This window comes from Branchiibius hedensis, from assembly GCF_900108585.1.
Classification (GTDB): Bacteria; Actinomycetota; Actinomycetes; order Actinomycetales; family Dermatophilaceae; genus Branchiibius; species Branchiibius hedensis.
The window spans coordinates 209,124-224,354 of sequence record NZ_UESZ01000001.1 but is presented as its reverse complement, the minus strand read 5'-3'; the positions used below and the strand labels follow the sequence as shown (position 1 = coordinate 224,354).

Annotated in this window: 15 protein-coding genes and 3 tRNA genes; 1 reads left to right on the top strand and 17 read right to left on the bottom strand. The window is 66.7% G+C overall.

Annotated elements, in window-relative coordinates:
* Window positions 1-83: 83 nt before the first annotated feature.
* The 11 genes from rpoB to DR843_RS01110 all read right to left on the bottom strand — a co-directional run bounded on the left by rpoB (window position 84) and on the right by DR843_RS01110 (window position 11,597).
* Window positions 84-3,569, bottom strand: coding sequence for a DNA-directed RNA polymerase subunit beta (gene rpoB / locus DR843_RS01160; protein ID WP_109683724.1), 3,486 nt, complete (start codon window positions 3,567-3,569; stop codon window positions 84-86).
* A 407-nt stretch (window positions 3,570-3,976) separates the two neighbouring features.
* Window positions 3,977-5,062, bottom strand: a complete 1,086-nt coding sequence (locus tag DR843_RS01155) for an acyl-CoA dehydrogenase family protein (protein WP_170119708.1) — start codon at window positions 5,060-5,062, stop codon at window positions 3,977-3,979.
* Between the two features lie 31 nt (window positions 5,063-5,093).
* Window positions 5,094-6,275 (bottom strand): acyl-CoA dehydrogenase family protein, encoded by a 1,182-nt coding sequence (locus tag DR843_RS01150; RefSeq protein WP_109683722.1) that lies wholly within the window; start codon window positions 6,273-6,275, stop codon window positions 5,094-5,096.
* A 145-nt stretch (window positions 6,276-6,420) separates the two neighbouring features.
* Window positions 6,421-6,813, bottom strand: coding sequence for a 50S ribosomal protein L7/L12 (gene rplL / locus DR843_RS01145; protein ID WP_109683721.1), 393 nt, complete (start codon window positions 6,811-6,813; stop codon window positions 6,421-6,423).
* A gap of 57 nt (window positions 6,814-6,870) precedes the next feature.
* Window positions 6,871-7,479, bottom strand: coding sequence for a 50S ribosomal protein L10 (gene rplJ / locus DR843_RS01140; RefSeq protein WP_109683720.1), 609 nt, complete (start codon window positions 7,477-7,479; stop codon window positions 6,871-6,873).
* A 331-nt stretch (window positions 7,480-7,810) separates the two neighbouring features.
* On the bottom strand, window positions 7,811-8,632 hold the full coding sequence (locus DR843_RS01135; RefSeq protein WP_146202455.1) for a hypothetical protein: 822 nt from the start codon (window positions 8,630-8,632) through the stop codon (window positions 7,811-7,813).
* A 153-nt stretch (window positions 8,633-8,785) separates the two neighbouring features.
* A complete protein-coding gene (gene rplA / locus DR843_RS01130) occupies window positions 8,786-9,508 on the bottom strand; it encodes a 50S ribosomal protein L1 (RefSeq protein ID WP_109683718.1) in 723 nt (240 codons plus the stop codon).
* 76 nt (window positions 9,509-9,584) lie between these two features.
* Window positions 9,585-10,016 (bottom strand): 50S ribosomal protein L11, encoded by a 432-nt coding sequence (rplK, locus tag DR843_RS01125; protein WP_109683717.1) that lies wholly within the window; start codon window positions 10,014-10,016, stop codon window positions 9,585-9,587.
* Between the two features lie 109 nt (window positions 10,017-10,125).
* Window positions 10,126-11,082: a transcription termination/antitermination protein NusG gene (nusG, locus tag DR843_RS01120; RefSeq protein WP_109683716.1), complete on the bottom strand. Its 957-nt coding sequence runs from the start codon at window positions 11,080-11,082 to the stop codon at window positions 10,126-10,128.
* A 100-nt stretch (window positions 11,083-11,182) separates the two neighbouring features.
* On the bottom strand, window positions 11,183-11,449 hold the full coding sequence (gene secE / locus DR843_RS01115; protein WP_211310159.1) for a preprotein translocase subunit SecE: 267 nt from the start codon (window positions 11,447-11,449) through the stop codon (window positions 11,183-11,185).
* Between the two features lie 75 nt (window positions 11,450-11,524).
* A tRNA-Trp gene (locus DR843_RS01110) sits at window positions 11,525-11,597 on the bottom strand.
* A gap of 131 nt (window positions 11,598-11,728) precedes the next feature.
* Here DR843_RS01110 and DR843_RS01105 point away from each other — a divergent pair.
* A complete protein-coding gene (locus tag DR843_RS01105; protein ID WP_109683714.1) occupies window positions 11,729-12,781 on the top strand; it encodes an adenosine deaminase in 1,053 nt (350 codons plus the stop codon).
* On the opposite strand, the gene DR843_RS01100 is transcribed toward DR843_RS01105, so the two are convergent.
* From DR843_RS01100 to DR843_RS01075, 6 genes are all read right to left on the bottom strand, one after another.
* The gene (locus tag DR843_RS01100) at window positions 12,747-13,817 is read right to left on the bottom strand and encodes a UDP-N-acetylmuramate dehydrogenase (RefSeq protein ID WP_109683713.1); all 1,071 of its coding nucleotides are present in this window, start codon (window positions 13,815-13,817) and stop codon (window positions 12,747-12,749) included. The two genes, DR843_RS01105 and DR843_RS01100, sit on opposite strands and share 35 nt — an antisense overlap.
* Complete coding sequence (locus tag DR843_RS01095; protein ID WP_109683712.1) at window positions 13,814-14,227, bottom strand: MaoC/PaaZ C-terminal domain-containing protein; 414 nt, start codon at window positions 14,225-14,227, stop codon at window positions 13,814-13,816. The genes DR843_RS01100 and DR843_RS01095 overlap by 4 nt, the downstream gene beginning before the upstream one ends.
* Complete coding sequence (locus DR843_RS01090; protein WP_109683711.1) at window positions 14,227-14,673, bottom strand: FAS1-like dehydratase domain-containing protein; 447 nt, start codon at window positions 14,671-14,673, stop codon at window positions 14,227-14,229. Before DR843_RS01090 ends, DR843_RS01095 begins: the two co-directional genes overlap by 1 nt.
* A 78-nt stretch (window positions 14,674-14,751) precedes the next feature.
* Window positions 14,752-14,922: a 50S ribosomal protein L33 gene (rpmG, locus tag DR843_RS01085; RefSeq protein ID WP_109683710.1), complete on the bottom strand. Its 171-nt coding sequence runs from the start codon at window positions 14,920-14,922 to the stop codon at window positions 14,752-14,754.
* 102 nt (window positions 14,923-15,024) lie between these two features.
* A tRNA-Met gene (locus DR843_RS01080) sits at window positions 15,025-15,098 on the bottom strand.
* 45 nt (window positions 15,099-15,143) lie between these two features.
* Window positions 15,144-15,216: transfer RNA gene (locus DR843_RS01075), tRNA-Thr, on the bottom strand.
* Window positions 15,217-15,231: the final 15 nt, after the last annotated feature.

Genomic DNA, 15,231 nt, shown 5'->3' with positions numbered 1-15,231 from the left:
AAGTCTGAAAGTTCGGATCTCAGTCGATGGGTGGTGAGGTACGCCGATCGGCAGCCTCTCGGCGTACCTCACCGTTGGAAGTCTCAGACTTCGTCCACTGAGCTCGGCTCACGCCGGCTCAGGTCAATGCCCAGTTCCTCCGCGGCGCGGAAGACCTCCTGGTCGCTCTCGCGCAGGTCGATCGCCTGGCCATCGCTGGACAGGACCTCGACGTTGAGGCAGAGCGACTGCATTTCCTTGATGAGCACCTTGAACGACTCGGGGATGCCCGGCTCGGGGATGTTCTCGCCCTTGACGATGGCCTCGTAGACCTTCACGCGACCGTTGATGTCATCGGACTTGATGGTGAGCAGCTCCTGCAGCGCGTAGGCAGCGCCGTACGCCTCCAGGGCCCACACTTCCATCTCACCGAAGCGCTGGCCACCGAACTGGGCCTTACCGCCCAGCGGCTGCTGGGTGATCATCGAGTACGGACCGGTCGAGCGGGCGTGGATCTTGTCGTCGACCAGGTGGTGCAACTTCAAGATGTACATGTAGCCCACCGACACCGGCTCCGGGAACGGTTCGCCGGAGCGACCGTCGAAGAGCCGGGTCTTGCCCTCGTGACCGATCAGGCGGTCGCCGTCACGGGTCGGGGTCGTGGAGTCCAGCAGACCCGAGATGACTTCCTCGCTCGCACCGTCGAACACCGGGGAGGCGACGCGCGAACCCGCAGGCGCCTCGTGGGCGTCGGCCGGGATCTGCTTGGCCCACTCGGGGTTGCCCTCGATCTGCCAACCGCGGCTGGCGGCCCAACCCAGGTGCAACTCCAGGATCTGGCCGAGGTTCATCCGGCGCGGCACACCGTGCGGGTTCAGCACGACGTCGACCGGGGTGCCGTCCTCCAGGAACGGCATGTCCTCGACGGGCAGGATCTTGGAGATGACGCCCTTGTTGCCGTGCCGGCCGGCGAGCTTGTCACCGTCGGTGATCTTGCGCTTGTTGGCGACGTAGACGCGGACCATCTGGTTCACGCCGGGGGCCAACTCATCGCCCTCTTCGCGGTCGAAGACCTTGACGCCGATGACCGTGCCGGTCTCGCCGTGCGGGACCTTCATCGAGGTGTCACGGACCTCACGGGCCTTCTCACCGAAGATGGCGCGCAGCAGGCGCTCCTCCGGGGTCAGCTCGGTCTCACCCTTGGGCGTGACCTTGCCGACCAGCAGGTCGCCGTCGCGGACCTCGGCACCGATGCGGATGATGCCCCGCTCGTCCAGGTCGGCCAGGACCTCTTCGGAGACGTTCGGGATGTCCCGGGTGATCTCCTCCGGGCCCAGCTTGGTGTCGCGGGCGTCGATCTCGTGCTCTTCGATGTGGATCGAGGAGAGGACGTCGTCCTGCACCAACCGCTGGGACAGGATGATGGCGTCCTCGAAGTTGTAGCCCTCCCATGGCATGAATGCCACGAGCAGGTTCTTACCGAGAGCCATCTCGCCACCGTCCGTTGCCGGACCGTCGGCGATGACCGAGCCCACCTCGAGGCGGTCACCGGTGGTGACCACGACGCGCTGGTTGTAGCAGGTGCCCGCGTTGGAGCGGGTGAACTTGGCGACGCGGTAGGTGATGTAGGTGCCGTCGTCGTTGGCAACCGTCACCAGGTCGGCGGAGACCTCCTGCACGACACCGGCCTTCTCGGCGCGGATGACGTCGCCGGAGTCCAGCGCGGCGCGGTACTCCATACCGGTGCCGACCAGCGGCGCCTCGGAACGGACCAGCGGCACGGCCTGACGCTGCATCGCGGCACCCATCAGGGCGCGCGAGGTGTCGTCGTGCTCCAGGAACGGGATCAGCGCGGTGGAGGCCGAAACCATCTGCCGGGCGGAGACGTCCATGTAGTCGACCTCGTCGGCCGGCACGTCGGTGGCTTCGCCGTCCTTGACGCGCACCAGCACCCGCTCCTCGGCGAACGAGCCGTCGGGGTTCAGCGGGGCGTTGGCCTGCGCCTTGACGAACTCGTCCTCCTCGTCAGCGGTGAGGTAGTGCACCTCGTCGGTGACGACGCCGTTCTCGACCTTGCGGTACGGGGTCTCGATGAACCCGAACGCGTTGATCCGGCCGTAGGAGGCCAGCGAACCGATCAGACCGATGTTCGGGCCTTCCGGAGTCTCGATCGGGCACATCCGGCCGTAGTGGCTGGGGTGCACGTCACGAACTTCCATGCCGGCGCGGTCACGGGACAGACCACCCGGACCCAGCGCGTTCAGACGCCGCTTGTGCGTCAGACCGGCCAGCGGGTTGTTCTGGTCCATGAACTGCGACAACTGGCTGGTGCCGAAGAACTCCTTGATGGAGGCGACGACCGGCCGGATGTTGATCAGGGTCTGCGGCGTGATGGCCTCGACGTCCTGGGTGGTCATGCGCTCGCGGACGACGCGCTCCATCCGGGACAGACCGGTGCGGACCTGGTTCTGGATCAACTCACCGACGTTGCGGATCCGGCGGTTGCCGAAGTGGTCGATGTCGTCGACCTCGACGCGCAGGTCGGTCTCGGCGCCATTGCGGAAACCGCGCATGACCGGCTCGCCGGCGTGCAGGGCGCACAGGTACTTGATCGTCGCGACGATGTCGTCGACCGACAGCGTGGACTTGTTCAGCGAGACCTGCAGACCCAGCTTCTTGTCCACCTTGTAGCGACCGACCTTGGCCAGGTCGTAGCGCTTGGTGTTGAAGTAGAGGTTGTCCAGCAGGTTGCGGGCCGCTTCGGTGGTCGGCGGCTCGCCCGGACGCAGCTTGCGGTAGATGTCCAGCAGCGCCTCGTCCTGGGTGACCGTGTGGTCCTTCTCCAGGGTGGCGCGGATGGAGTCGTACTGGCCGAACTGCTCCAGGATGTCGGCCTCGCTCAGGCCGAGCGCCTTCAACAGCACGGTGACCGACTGCTTGCGCTTGCGGTCCACGCGCACACCGACGGTGTCGCGCTTGTCGATCTCGAACTCCAGCCAGGCACCGCGGCTCGGGATGATCTTGGCGGTGAAGACGTCCTTGTCGGAGGTCTTGTCGATGCTGCGCTCGAAGTAGACACCCGGGCTACGCACCAGCTGGGACACCACGACACGCTCGGTGCCGTTGATGATGAAGGTGCCGCGCTCGGTCATGAGCGGGAAGTCACCCATGAACACCGTCTGGCTCTTGATCTCACCGGTGTTGTTGTTGATGAACTCCGCGGTGACGAACAGCGGCGCCGCGTAGGTGATGTCCTTCTCTTTGCACTCCTCCGTCGTGTACTTGACCTCCTCAAAACGGTGGTCACGGAACGACAGACTCATCGAGCCGGAGAAGTCCTCGATCGGGGAGATCTCCTCGAAGATCTCTTCCAGACCGGAACGGTCGTTGATGTCCTCACGTCCGACTGCCTTGGCGGCAGCAACGCGCTCCTGCCAGCGCTCGTTTCCGAGCAGCCAGTCGAAGCTCTCCGTCTGGGGAGCCAGCAGGTCCGGCATCTCCAGAGGTTCGCGGATCTTGGCGAACGAGAGACGGCCGGAAGCCGTCTTCGCCGACGAGAGGGTATTGGTCGCAGTACGCGAGGCAGCCAAGGATGGGTCCTTCCACAGGCCTTACGGGCGGTTCGGTCGGCTACCTGCGTCGATGACCTACCCTGCTCATCAGCGGCTGATCGCGGGCACGACGATCACCGACCGTCAAATCGTCTGCCGGCGCGGGATGCGCTCGGGCGGGCGACGCGGTCTGCGTGATATCCGGGCTGGATCAAGCTCATCTGAGCAAAGGGCTGGGCGGACACGGGCAGCGCAAAGCAATACCATACCCGATCAGGCAAGTGAAGTAAACCCGACGGAGTTCCGGGGCGTCCACGTCTCTCGACGGAGCACCCAGCCGTAAGGCCGATGCGTCGCTGCCCCCGCAGCGCGTCCCACGACTGTGCACCCCGCCACCGGCCCTCGTCAAGCACCCGCGCGGGGAAATTCCCGGCGCCCGCCCAGCGTCAGCGCAGGACCGACACCTCGGCGTACTCGCGCACCTGACCGGCCAACCGCGCCAGGTGGTAGGTCGTGTCGCCCCAGGAGTGCTCGATCTCGGTGATGGCACTGGTGTAGTGCCCCACGGCGTATTCGGCGGTCATGCCGATGCCACCGTGCAGCTGGATCGCTTCCTGCCCGACCAGTCGGGCGCCCCGGCCGGCGACCACCTTCAGGCGCGATGCAGCCAGATCGTCCAGCGGGTCAGCAGCCAGGGCCATGGCGGTGTAGAGCACACTGCTGCGGACCAATTCGAGCGCAACGTACATGTCAGCGGCCCGGAAGGTGAGCGCCTGGAAAGTCGCCAAGGGCACGCCGAACTGCTTGCGCGTCTTGAGGTAGCCGACAGTCAGGTCCAGCGCCGCCTGCATCGCACCGAACGCTTCACTGTCGACCGTCAGGATCGCCAGGTTGGCGGCGGCGCGCAGGGCGTCGTCGGTTGCGGCGCCGGGCTGCCCGAGCGGCTCACCCGGCGTACCGGCCAGGGCCACCCGCTCCTGGTCGCCGGTCTCGACGACGAACAGTCCCGTCTGCTCCCCCACCTTCGCCGCGACGATCGCGTGGCTCGCATCGGGTGCGTACCGCACCGGCTCCTTGACCCCGTCCAGTAGCCAGGTGTCACCCTCCTGCCGGGCCGTCACGTCGTACGGCGTGAGGGACCACGCGCAGCCGGGTTCGGCGATCGCGGTGACCACCAGGGTGTCCCCGCCCAGGAGCGGGGCGAGCAACTGCTCGTGCTGCTCATCGGTGCCCAGTCGGGCCAGCAGAGTGGCGGCCGCCAGGGCATCGGCGTACGGCGATTGGATGCGTCCGCGGCCCAACTCCACGGCCGCGACGCTCACCTCGACCGGCGACGCGTCCGCGCCCCCGAGGTCCTCGGCGAACGGCAACGCGATCAGGCCGGTCTCGGCGATCGCGGTCCAGGCCGCCTTGTCCAGCGGCTGCGGCCCGGTGGCCACCTCGCCACCGGTGGATTCGGGCTGATGGCGCTTGGCCAATTCGGCGACGGCGTCGCGCAGCGCGAGTTGCTCTTCTTCGAAGGTGAAGTCCATGAGGTGTACTCCGTTCTCGTCCGGGTGCCGCTCAGGCCCGCAGGCCCAGGATGCCGCCGGCGATGATCTGGCGCTGCACCTCGTTGGAGCCGCCATAGATCGAGGCCTTGCGGAAGTTCAGATAGGTGGGGGTGGCGTGCGCGGTCCACGCTTCGAGGGAGGTGTCCTGCGGTTGCTGCCACAGCAGCGAGGCGGGCCCGGCGATGTCGGCGAGTAGCTCCAGGGCGTCCTGTTGCAACTGGGTGCCGCGCAGTTTCACGATCGACGACGCCGGGTCGGGGCGGCCCTCCTTGGAACCGGCGGCCACCCGGATCACGGTGAGTTCAAGAGCCGCGACCCCTGCTTCCAACTCCGCGATGCGGGCAGCAACCAGGGGTTCGTCGAGCAGGCTGCCGGTGTGCGTACGCGCTTGTGCCGCACGGGCTTTCGCGGTGGCGAGCACCTTCTTGATACTGGCTACCGGGGCCACACCGACCCGCTCGTTGCCCAGCAGGAACTTGGCGTAGGTCCAGCCGGCGTTGACCTCACCGACCAGTTGGTCGGCCGGCACCCGGACGTTCTCGAAGAACACCTCGTTGACCTCGTGCCCGCCGTCGATCAGCTTGATCGGCCGCACGGTGATGCCGGGGGTCTTCATGTCGATCAGCAGGAACGAGATGCCCTGCTGCTTCTTGGGCGCCTGCGGATCGGTGCGCACGAGCGCGAAGATCCAATCGGCGTACTGGCCAAGGGTGGTCCAGGTCTTCTGGCCGTTGACCACCCACTCGTCCCCGTCGAGCACCGCGGTCGTGCGCAGACTGGCCAGGTCCGATCCGGCGTCCGGCTCGGAGAAGCCCTGGCACCACCAGATGTCCAGATTCGCGGTCGCCGGCAGGAAGCGCTCCTTCTGCTCCTGCGAGCCGAAGGCGGCGATGACGGGGCCGACCATGTTGGCGTTGAAGGCCAACGGCGGCGGCACGCTGGCTGCTTGCATCTCCTGCAGGTAGATGTGCCGCTGCAGGTCGCTCCAATCCTGACCACCCCATTGCGCGGGCCAATGCGGCACGGCCAGCCCGGCGGCGTTCAGCGTCTGCTGGGCCTCGATGAAGTCCTTGGGATCGACCTCACCCCCGGCGGCCCAGCGATCCCGCAACTCCTGCGGCACCTTGGTGGTGAAGAAATCGCGCATCTGCTGTTGGAATGCGCGGTCCTCGTCGGTCAGTTCGAGACGCATGAGCCCTCCAGAGTTCGGCTGATACCCACTCTAAGAGGCTGTGACCACCCTCACTGCGGCGGGGTAAGCAACCGCTCAGTGTGGACAGGAAAGAAGGGCCCTCCCGGACGAATCCGGGAGGGCCCTTCTACAGGGAGGGGTTAGCTCACTTGAGCTCGACGCTTGCGCCGGCGCCCTCGAGCTGCTCCTTGGCCTTCTCGGCCGCAGCCTTGTCGACCTTCTCCAGGACGGGCTTGGGGGCGCCGTCCACGAGGTCCTTGGCTTCCTTCAGACCCAGAGAGGTCAGCGCGCGGACCTCCTTGATGACCTGGATCTTCTTGTCGCCAGCGGCGGTCAGGATGACGTCGAACTCATCCTGCTCGGCCGCAGCAGCGGCGTCGCCGCCGCCCGCAGCCGGGGCGCCCGCAGCGGCAACCGCAACCGGAGCGGCCGCGGTGACGTTGAAGGTGTCCTCGAATTCCTTCACGAACTCAGAGAGCTCGATCAGGGTCATCTCCTTGAAAGCGTCAAGGAGCTCTTCGGTGCTGAGCTTCGCCATGATTGGCGTCCTTTCGTTATGCCGTGAGTGGCTGGTTTAACTGGATTGAGCTGAAGATCAGCTCTCGTCGCCACCCTCGGCGACGTCTTCGGTGGCCTCGGCTGCCGCCGGGGCTTCTTCGGTAGCCGGTGCCGCATCGGCAACCGGACCCTCCTGCTCGACCTTCGCCCGCAGAGCGTCGACCGTGCGAGCGGCCTGGTTCAGCGGAGCGGCGAACAGGTAGACAGCCTGGCTGAGCGAGGCGTTCATCGCCCCGGCCAACTTGGCCAGCAGGGTCTCGCGAGACTCGAGGTTCGCAAGCTTGGTGATGTCGCCGGCCTCGAGCGGCTTGCCGTCAAGCACACCGCCCTTGATGACCAGCAGCGGGTTGGCCTTGGCGAAGTCGCGCAGGCCCTTGGCCGCCTCGACCGGGTCACCGGTGACGAAGGCGATCGCGGACGGACCCTCGAGCAAGCCGTCGAAAGCGGTGACTCCCGCTTCCTTGGCAGCGCGCTCGGTGAGCGTGTTCTTCACCACGGCGTAGGTCGCGTGCTCGCGCAGCGAGTTACGCAGCTCAGTCAGCTGCGCCACGGTCAAACCGCGGTACTCGGTCAGCACGGCCGCGCCCGACTCCCGGAACTTGTCCGTGAGTTCGGCAATGGCAGCGGACTTGTCAGCCTTCGCCATGCGGACCTCCTTCGTGGGTGAGCCGGTGGTCCGGACCGCACGAAAAGAGCCCCAGCGCAGATGCGCCAGGGCTCGAAGGTGCTGCTCGGCGTACGGGCAACACGTCCTGCTCTTGCTCACCTGCGCAGGTCGCCGCTTCGTGCGGGCCTTCGGTCTCCCAGGCGAACCCGTCAGGGCACGCTCGGCAGACAACCGGCGGTCATTGGTGTTATCAGGGTACGGCGTGGAGCAGCCCCCAGCCAAATCGAGATCCGCGCGACGTACCGACAAACGCGCAGGTTCTAAGCCGCGCGGCTGTCGACAACCCGCGCAAATCCGCAGATCGCCGGTATCAGGCGCCCAGCGAATCCAGATCCTTCGGCGCAGTCGTGACTTCGCTGCTCGGCGGAGCGGTCACGGTGACCGGTACACCCCAGTCGGACATCGTCATGGTGACCATGTCGCGACCGCCCATCATCACCACGCTCTTGACCGGTCGATCCTGGGCGTCGTAGGTCATCGTCACCTTCATGCTCCCGAACGGGAGGTCTCCGGTCGGCAGATCAGTCGCGCCGGCCGACCCCGCCGCGTCGCGCAGGTCTTTTTCGGTGACGTCGGCGGCGAAGGTGGTCCCCTCCGGCCCGGCCGCGGTGACCTTCCAGTCGATCGAGTCGCCCAGTTCGCCGACACCGTTCAGCGACTGCAACTGCTTGACCGAGGAGCCCATCTCCTTGCTCAGCGCGTCGGTCCCGTCGGGGTCGATCTTGATGTACTTCGACCCCAACATCGGCATCTTCAAGAACAGCTGCCCGTCCACGTAGACCATCGCGATGTTCTGGCCCATCCCGGACATCTTCATCGTCATCTGCGGTTGGTCGCCAGCGAACGTCATGTCGGCGTTGGCGGTCATCTCGCCCATCATCGACATCTTCAGGTGCACCGAACCCGCCTTCTTGATCGCCGCATTGGACAGGTCGCTCAGCGTCTTCGCCGGAACGCTCTGTCCGACGGCGAACGTCGTCGAGGCGGGTGCAGGTGACATCGGCGACGTCGTGCCGGCCACGGCCGCTGAGGCGCTGGTGCCACTTGGGGTGGACACCGTGACCGTCGTCCCGCACGAGCTCAGGCCGAGGGCCACGACGGGTAGGGCAAGGGCGATCACTCTGCGGCGCACCCCGTGATCCTAAGCGAGAAGCCAGCCGATCGACGTACGCCGATGGGCCCGCTTGCCGATCTGCGGAAACTCCCGACACTCCCCACGGCCCGACAACGCCGACGGGCCCCGAAGACCGAAGTCTTCGGGGCCCGTCGCGATGCCGAGAGCAGGTCAGGCGTTGGCCTGGGCGTCGTCCTCGAGCAGGTTGCGGGTCTTGTTGAAGTCCAGCGGGATGCCGGGGCCGATGGTCGTCGACATGGTCGCCTTGCTGATGTAGCGACCCTTCGAGGCGGCCGGCTTCAGACGCAGGATCTCCTCCAGCGCCGCGCCGTAGTTCTCCACGAGCGCCTTCTCATCGAACGATGCCTTGCCGATGATGAAGTGCAGGTTGGCGTGCTTGTCGACACGGAACTCGATCTTGCCGCCCTTGATGTCGGACACGGCCTTGGCCACGTCCATCGTCACGGTGCCGGTCTTCGGGTTCGGCATCAGGCCACGGGGACCGAGCACCTTGCCGAGACGACCGACCTTGCCCATCAGGTCCGGGGTCGCGACGACGGCGTCGAAGTCGGTCCAGCCACCGGCCACCTTGGCGATCAGGTCATCGGAACCGACGAAGTCGGCGCCAGCGGCCTCGGCTGCGGCGGCCTTGTCACCGTTGGCGAAGACCAGCACGCGGGCGGTCTTACCGGTGCCGTGCGGCAGGTTGACGGTGCCGCGGACCATCTGGTCGGCCTTGCGCGGGTCGACACCCAGGCGGAACGCGACCTCGACGGTCGAGTCGTACTTGGTGGTCGCCGACTCCTTGGCCAGACGGACGGCCTCCAGCGGGCTGTAGAGCTCGTCGTGGTTGATCTTGCTATCCGCGGCGCGGTAGGACTTGCTGCGCTTCATGATTTCTCCTTGAGATTCCTAGAGGGAGTTGTGGTTGTGCGGGCCAGCGCTGGGCCCAACCACGGTTCTTCTGAGCTCAGAGCTCAGTGTCAATACCCATCGAGCGGGCCGTTCCAGCGATGATCCGCTCGGCCATCTCGATGTCGTTGGCGTTCAGGTCGGCCATCTTCTGCTCGGCGATCGCCCGGACCTGGTCCTTGCTCAGCTTCGCGACCTTGGTCTTGTGCGGCTCGCCTGAACCCTTGGCGACGCCAGCAGCCTTCTTGATCAGCTCAGCGGCCGGCGGGGTCTTGGTGATGAAGGTGAAGGACCGGTCTTCGTAGACCGTGATCTCCACCGGGATGACGTTGCCGCGCTGGGCTTCCGTCGCGGCGTTGTACGCCTTGACGAATTCCATGATGTTGACGCCGTGCTGACCCAGCGCCGGACCGACCGGCGGGGCGGGGGTGGCGGCACCAGCCTGGATCTGCAGCTTGATGAAGCCGGAGACCTTCTTCTTGGGGGGCATGCTCGTGTTTCCTTACTTGGTGGTGGGCCTACGCCGTGGGCGATGACCCGGTTGCATTGCCACGACCGGTCGGCCGCAGCGGTGGTGTCGCTGGATCAGATCGCAGAACTCAGAGCTTCGCGACCTGGTTGAACGACAGTTCGACCGGCGTTTCGCGGCCGAAGATCGAAACCAGCACCTTCAGTTTCGCAGTGTCGGTGTTGATCTCGGAAATCGTGGCGGGCAGGGTCTCGAACGGACCCTCCATGACGGTGACGGATTCGCCGACCTCGAAGTCGACCTCGACCGGCGCGGTGCCACCGCTGCGGCTGGGCGCCGTCTTGGTCGGAGCCGGGGTCTCGCCCTCCGGGGTCTGGTCCTCGAAGACCGGGTTGAGCATCGTGACGACCTCGTCGATCGACAGCGGGCTCGGCTCGTGGGCGTTGCCAACGAAGCCGGTGACGCCCGGGGTGTGCCGCACCGCGCCCCACGAGTCGTTGGTCAGCTCCATGCGGACCAGCACGTAGCCGGGCATCCGAACCCGGGTGCCGGTCTTGGGCTGGCCGTTCTTGATCTCGCGGTACTCCTCCATCGGGACCTCGACCTGGAAGATGTAGTCCTCCATGTTCAGCGAGGTGATGCGGGTCTCGAGGTTGGCCTTCACGCGCTTTTCGTAGCCGGCGTAGGAGTGGATCACGAACCAGTCGCCCCACTGCGACTTCAGGTCGGCGATGAACGCCTCGCGCTGCTCTTCAGCCGTCAGCGCGACAGCCTCAGCCTCGGTGGCCGCAGCCAGCTGCGGGTCAGCGGCCTCGTCGGCAAGCACCTCGGCCTCATCGGCGATCGCGTCACGCTCGGCGTCGACGGCCTGCTCGGCTTCGTCCTCGGCAACGGCCTCGTCGATGGTCTCGTCGTCAGCAGGCTCTTGGCTCAGCGCCTCGCCGGTGTCCGCGTCGTGGATCGCGGTCTCTTCGGCGTAGAGCTCGGTGTCGTCGGTCGCCTCGGCCTGTGCGGAGTCGATATCACCGTCCGCGACATCGAGATCGTTGTCGATCTCGTCGAGGTTCGGCGTCCACTGATCCGTCATGACCCTTGCTTCCCTTGGTTGATTCGATTGGTTCGCGTCGCGACGCGCCCTGCCGCACCAGCGGCACCCGATGTGGGCACCCGGTGGCGGGCGCCGTACGTCAGGAGGACGTACCGGACGACCCGAAGATCCAGCTGACCAGGTGACTGAACAACTGGTCGAGACCCACGACGTACGCCATGATCACGCAGATGAACACGACCGCGATGACGGTGTAGTTCACCAGTTCCTGACGCGTCGGGTAGACCACCTTGCGCATCTCGGCGATGACCTGGCGGATGAACAGCCAGATGCGCGAGAACAGCCCACGCTTCGCCGGCGTGGCGCCCTGCGCCTCACCGCGATCCGTCGTGCTGGCCTGCGTCACGTCGTCTGCTTCCGTCGGTCCGGACGCCCCAGGGACGTCATGGTCACCACCGCGCGTTGCCACGCAGCGGCTTCGCAGGGCACGAGGGACTTGAACCCCCAACCCCCGGTTTTGGAGACCGGTGCTCTACCAATTGAGCTAGTGCCCTTCGATGAAATCCGGCCCCTTTGGGAAGGGCCCCTCGGGCATGACAAAACAGCCTGAGGTTTTCACCGGTGGGTCAAGCATACGGTGCGCTCGGCTGTGCGCATAACTCACGCTCGCAGGTACGGTCGGGCCATGACCGGGGCACGCGATCTGAGCACGTTGCCCAAAGCGCACCTGCATCTGCACTTCACCGGCTCGATGAGTCTGCCCACGCTGCACGAGTTGGCCGCCGAGCGCGGTGTGCGCCTGCCCGATGCCCTCAAGGGCGGTTGGCCGCCGAAGCTGTCCGGCGCCGACGAGCGGGGTTGGTTCCGTTTCCAGCGCCTGTACGACGCGGCCCGGGCCTGCGTGCGCGGCGAGGACGACCTGCGCCGCCTGGTCCGCGAAGCCGCGCGGGCCGACGCCGCCGAGGGCTCACGTTGGCTGGAGTTGCAGGTCGACCCCACTTCGTACGCCGGGCCGTTGGGTGGGATCAGCCCGGCGCTGGAAGTGATCCTGGACGAGGCCCGAGCCGCGAGCGCCGCGACGGGCACGGGCGTGGGGATCATCGTGGCCGCCTCGCGGATCCGGCACCCGCTGGATGCCCGGATCCTGGCCCGCCTGGCGGCACGGTACGCCGGGCAGGGGCCCGGCGAGGTCCTCGCCTTCGGGCTCAGCAACGACGAGCGCCGTGGAGACACCGACGACTTCGCACCGGCGTTTGCGATTGCCCGCCGGGCCGGGTTGGCGCGGGTTCCGCATGCCGGCGAGTTGCTGGGGCCCGAATCGGTGACCCAGACCTTGGACGCGCTCGCCCCGGATCGTCTGGGTCATGGGGTCCGCAGCGTCGAGGATCGCGACGTGCTGGCCCGGATCGTCGACGAAGGGGTGGCTCTGGAGGTCTGCCCGCGTTCCAACATCGCGTTGGGCGTCTACGCCGACGCCTCGCAGGTGCCGCTGCACGCGCTGGTGGACGCTGGCGCGACGATCGCGCTCGGCGCCGACGACCCGCTGCTCTTCGGCAGCCGTTTGGTCGACCAGTACGAGTTGGCCCGTGAACAGGGCTTCTCCGACGAGGGTTTGGCCGATCTGGCGCGTTCATCGGTCCACGCGTCACTGGCGCCGGCTCCCGTGAAGACCGCGATCCTCACCCAGATCGACCAGTGGCTGGCTACAACTCCAGACCCACCAGTACCGGTTCGTTGACCAGCGTCACGCCGAACTTCTGCTGAACGCCATCGCGCACCTCGCGCGCGATCTCGACAATCTGCCCGCCAGTGGCTCCGCCGCGGTTGGTGATGGCCAGCGGATGCTTCGTCGACAGCGCAGCAGGCCCGGGCAAGCCGTAGCCCTTGCCGAAACCGGCGCGCTCGATCAGCCAGGCCGCCGGCAGCTTCACCAGGCCATCCGGGGCAGGGAACCGCGGGGGTGCCTCTCCTGCTCGTTCGGCGACCTCGTCGGCAACGGCCGCCGGCACGATCGGGTTGGTGAAGAACGACCCGCAAGACCATGTATCAGGGTCCGGGTCATCGAGGACCATGCCGCGCCTCCTGCGTTGCACGAGGACCGCTTCACGAACGTCGCCCAGGGGTGCCCGCTGGCCCTGTTCGATCCCCAGCTGACTGGCCAGATCGGCGTACCGGACGGGCGTGGACAGCGGCTGGGGGTGCAGCTGGAAGGCCACTTCGAGCACGACGTACCGGCTGCCGAAGGCGTCCTTGCGGGTGCGTTTGAAGACCGAGTCGCGGTAGGCGAACTGGGCGTCGGCGGCGGCAAAAGTGCGGATCATGCCGGTCACCCGATCGAGCGTGCGGATCTGCGCGATGGTCTGCGCGACCTCCTGGCCGTAGGCGCCGACGTTCTGCACCGGCGTTGCACCGGCCAGGCCCGGGATCCCCGAGAGCGCCTCCAGCCCGGACCACTCCTGCGCGCAGGCGTAGGCCACGAAGTCATCCCACGGCTCCCCTGCGGACACCCACACGTACGCGCCGCTGCACTCATCGAGGGACTCGGTGCGCACGCCGGTGTTGGCGACCTGCACCACAGTGCCCGGGAAGCCGGCCTCGCCGATGACGACATTGGAGCCACCGGACAGGATCAGCAGCGGTTCGTCGGCGTCGTCGACCTCCCGGACGGCGTCCACCAGTTCGTCGGTGGTCTCGGCGATGACGTAGCGGGCGGCCGGACCGCCCACCCGCATGGTGGTGTGGTCGGCCAGCGGTTCGTCGTCGAGCTGCTTCACGTCAGCCGGACAGTAATGCTGGTCTTTGCCAGCACCTTCGCGTCGTTGCTGGTCGCGGTCAGATCGACGGTCGCGATGCCGTCCTCGATCTGCTTGACGACTCCGGTCACGTCGATCTGCGCGCCACCGTCGTAGGGCACGGGTACGGGGGCACTGAACCGCGTGCTGTACCCGGTGATCCGGCTCGCGTCACCAATCCACCGGCCGACGATCTCACCGGCCGCACCCATCGTCCACATCCCGTGCGCGATCACGTCCGGCAGGCCGACGCCCTTGGCGAAGCGCTCGTCCCAGTGGATGACGTTGAAGTCGCCACTGGCACCGGCGTAGCGGATCAGCCGCGCGCGGTCGACCTCAACGGTGAGCGCGGGCAGTTCGTCGCCGACGGCGATCTGGGTCAGGTCGGTCATCAGGCGTCTCCTCGGATCACCAGGACGCTGCGCGCATCGCAGACGGGTTCACCGGTCGTGGTCTGGATCGCGGTCTCGAGGGTCACCATCGAATGCCCGCCGGCGGAACGAACCGACGCCACCGTCGTGGCCGCCGTGACCTCATCGCCGGCGACCAGCGGGCGGTGGTGGGTGAAGGACTGCTCGCCGTGCACGAGCCGCGCGAAATCGACCTCGGCTTCCGGGTCGAGCAGCATCGCACCCTCGGCTTTCTGCGCGATCAGGATCGCGAAGGTCGGCGGGGCGATGACGTCGGTGAAACCGCGCTGCTGCGCCACTGCGGGATCCGTGTGCGCAGGATCTGAGGCGCCCACAGCGGCAGCGAACTCGCCGATCTTGGCCCGCGACACGACGTACGGGGAAATAGCTGGATAGGTGCGTCCTTGCACCGCGGGGTTGACCGGCATGACCCCAATCTAGTCAGTACCGGGCATGCGAAAGCGCCACCCCGGTGATCCGGGATGGCGCTTTGCGAAGTCTCGCCTTTAGCGGGTTTCGCGGTGCGCGGTGTGCTTGCCGCAGCGCGGGCAGAACTTGGCCAGCTCAACCCGGTCGGGGTTGTTGCGGCGGTTCTTCTTGGTGATGTAGTTGCGCTCCTTGCACTCCGTGCACGCCAAAGTGATCTTCGGGCGAACGTCTGCGCTCTTGCTAGCCACGGGGCAACCTGCTCTCGGTGTTCTTGCGTATCAAACTTCGGTTCACTGCATCGGCCGGATGGCCGCGTGCTGACGGGGTGGTCAGCTCTTGACTTGCGCCAGTAGCGGGGGCGGGGCTCGATCCCGCGACCTCACGATTATGAGTCGTGCGCTCTAACCAGCTGAGCTACCCCGCCTCGATCAACACCCGGGATGCGTACTGCATTCCAGAGGTTCATCAGAGCCCCCAAACGGAATCGAACCGTTGACCTTCTCCTTACCATGGAGACGCTCTGCCGACTGAGCTATAGGGGCCGGCTCCGCAGGCGC

Coding starts and splice junctions, on each gene's coding strand:
- DR843_RS01155 (WP_170119708.1), bottom strand. CDS start 5,062: ATGGACTTCACCTTCGAAGAAGAGCAACTCGCGCTGCGCGACGCCGTC.
- DR843_RS01150 (WP_109683722.1), bottom strand. CDS start 6,275: ATGCGTCTCGAACTGACCGACGAGGACCGCGCATTCCAACAGCAGATG.
- rplL (WP_109683721.1), bottom strand. CDS start 6,813: ATGGCGAAGCTCAGCACCGAAGAGCTCCTTGACGCTTTCAAGGAGATG.
- rplJ (WP_109683720.1), bottom strand. CDS start 7,479: ATGGCGAAGGCTGACAAGTCCGCTGCCATTGCCGAACTCACGGACAAG.
- rplA (WP_109683718.1), bottom strand. CDS start 9,508: ATGAAGCGCAGCAAGTCCTACCGCGCCGCGGATAGCAAGATCAACCAC.
- rplK (WP_109683717.1), bottom strand. CDS start 10,016: ATGCCCCCCAAGAAGAAGGTCTCCGGCTTCATCAAGCTGCAGATCCAG.
- nusG (WP_109683716.1), bottom strand. CDS start 11,082: ATGACGGATCAGTGGACGCCGAACCTCGACGAGATCGACAACGATCTC.
- DR843_RS01105 (WP_109683714.1), top strand. CDS start 11,729: ATGACCGGGGCACGCGATCTGAGCACGTTGCCCAAAGCGCACCTGCAT.
- DR843_RS01095 (WP_109683712.1), bottom strand. CDS start 14,227: ATGACCGACCTGACCCAGATCGCCGTCGGCGACGAACTGCCCGCGCTC.
- DR843_RS01090 (WP_109683711.1), bottom strand. CDS start 14,673: ATGCCGGTCAACCCCGCGGTGCAAGGACGCACCTATCCAGCTATTTCC.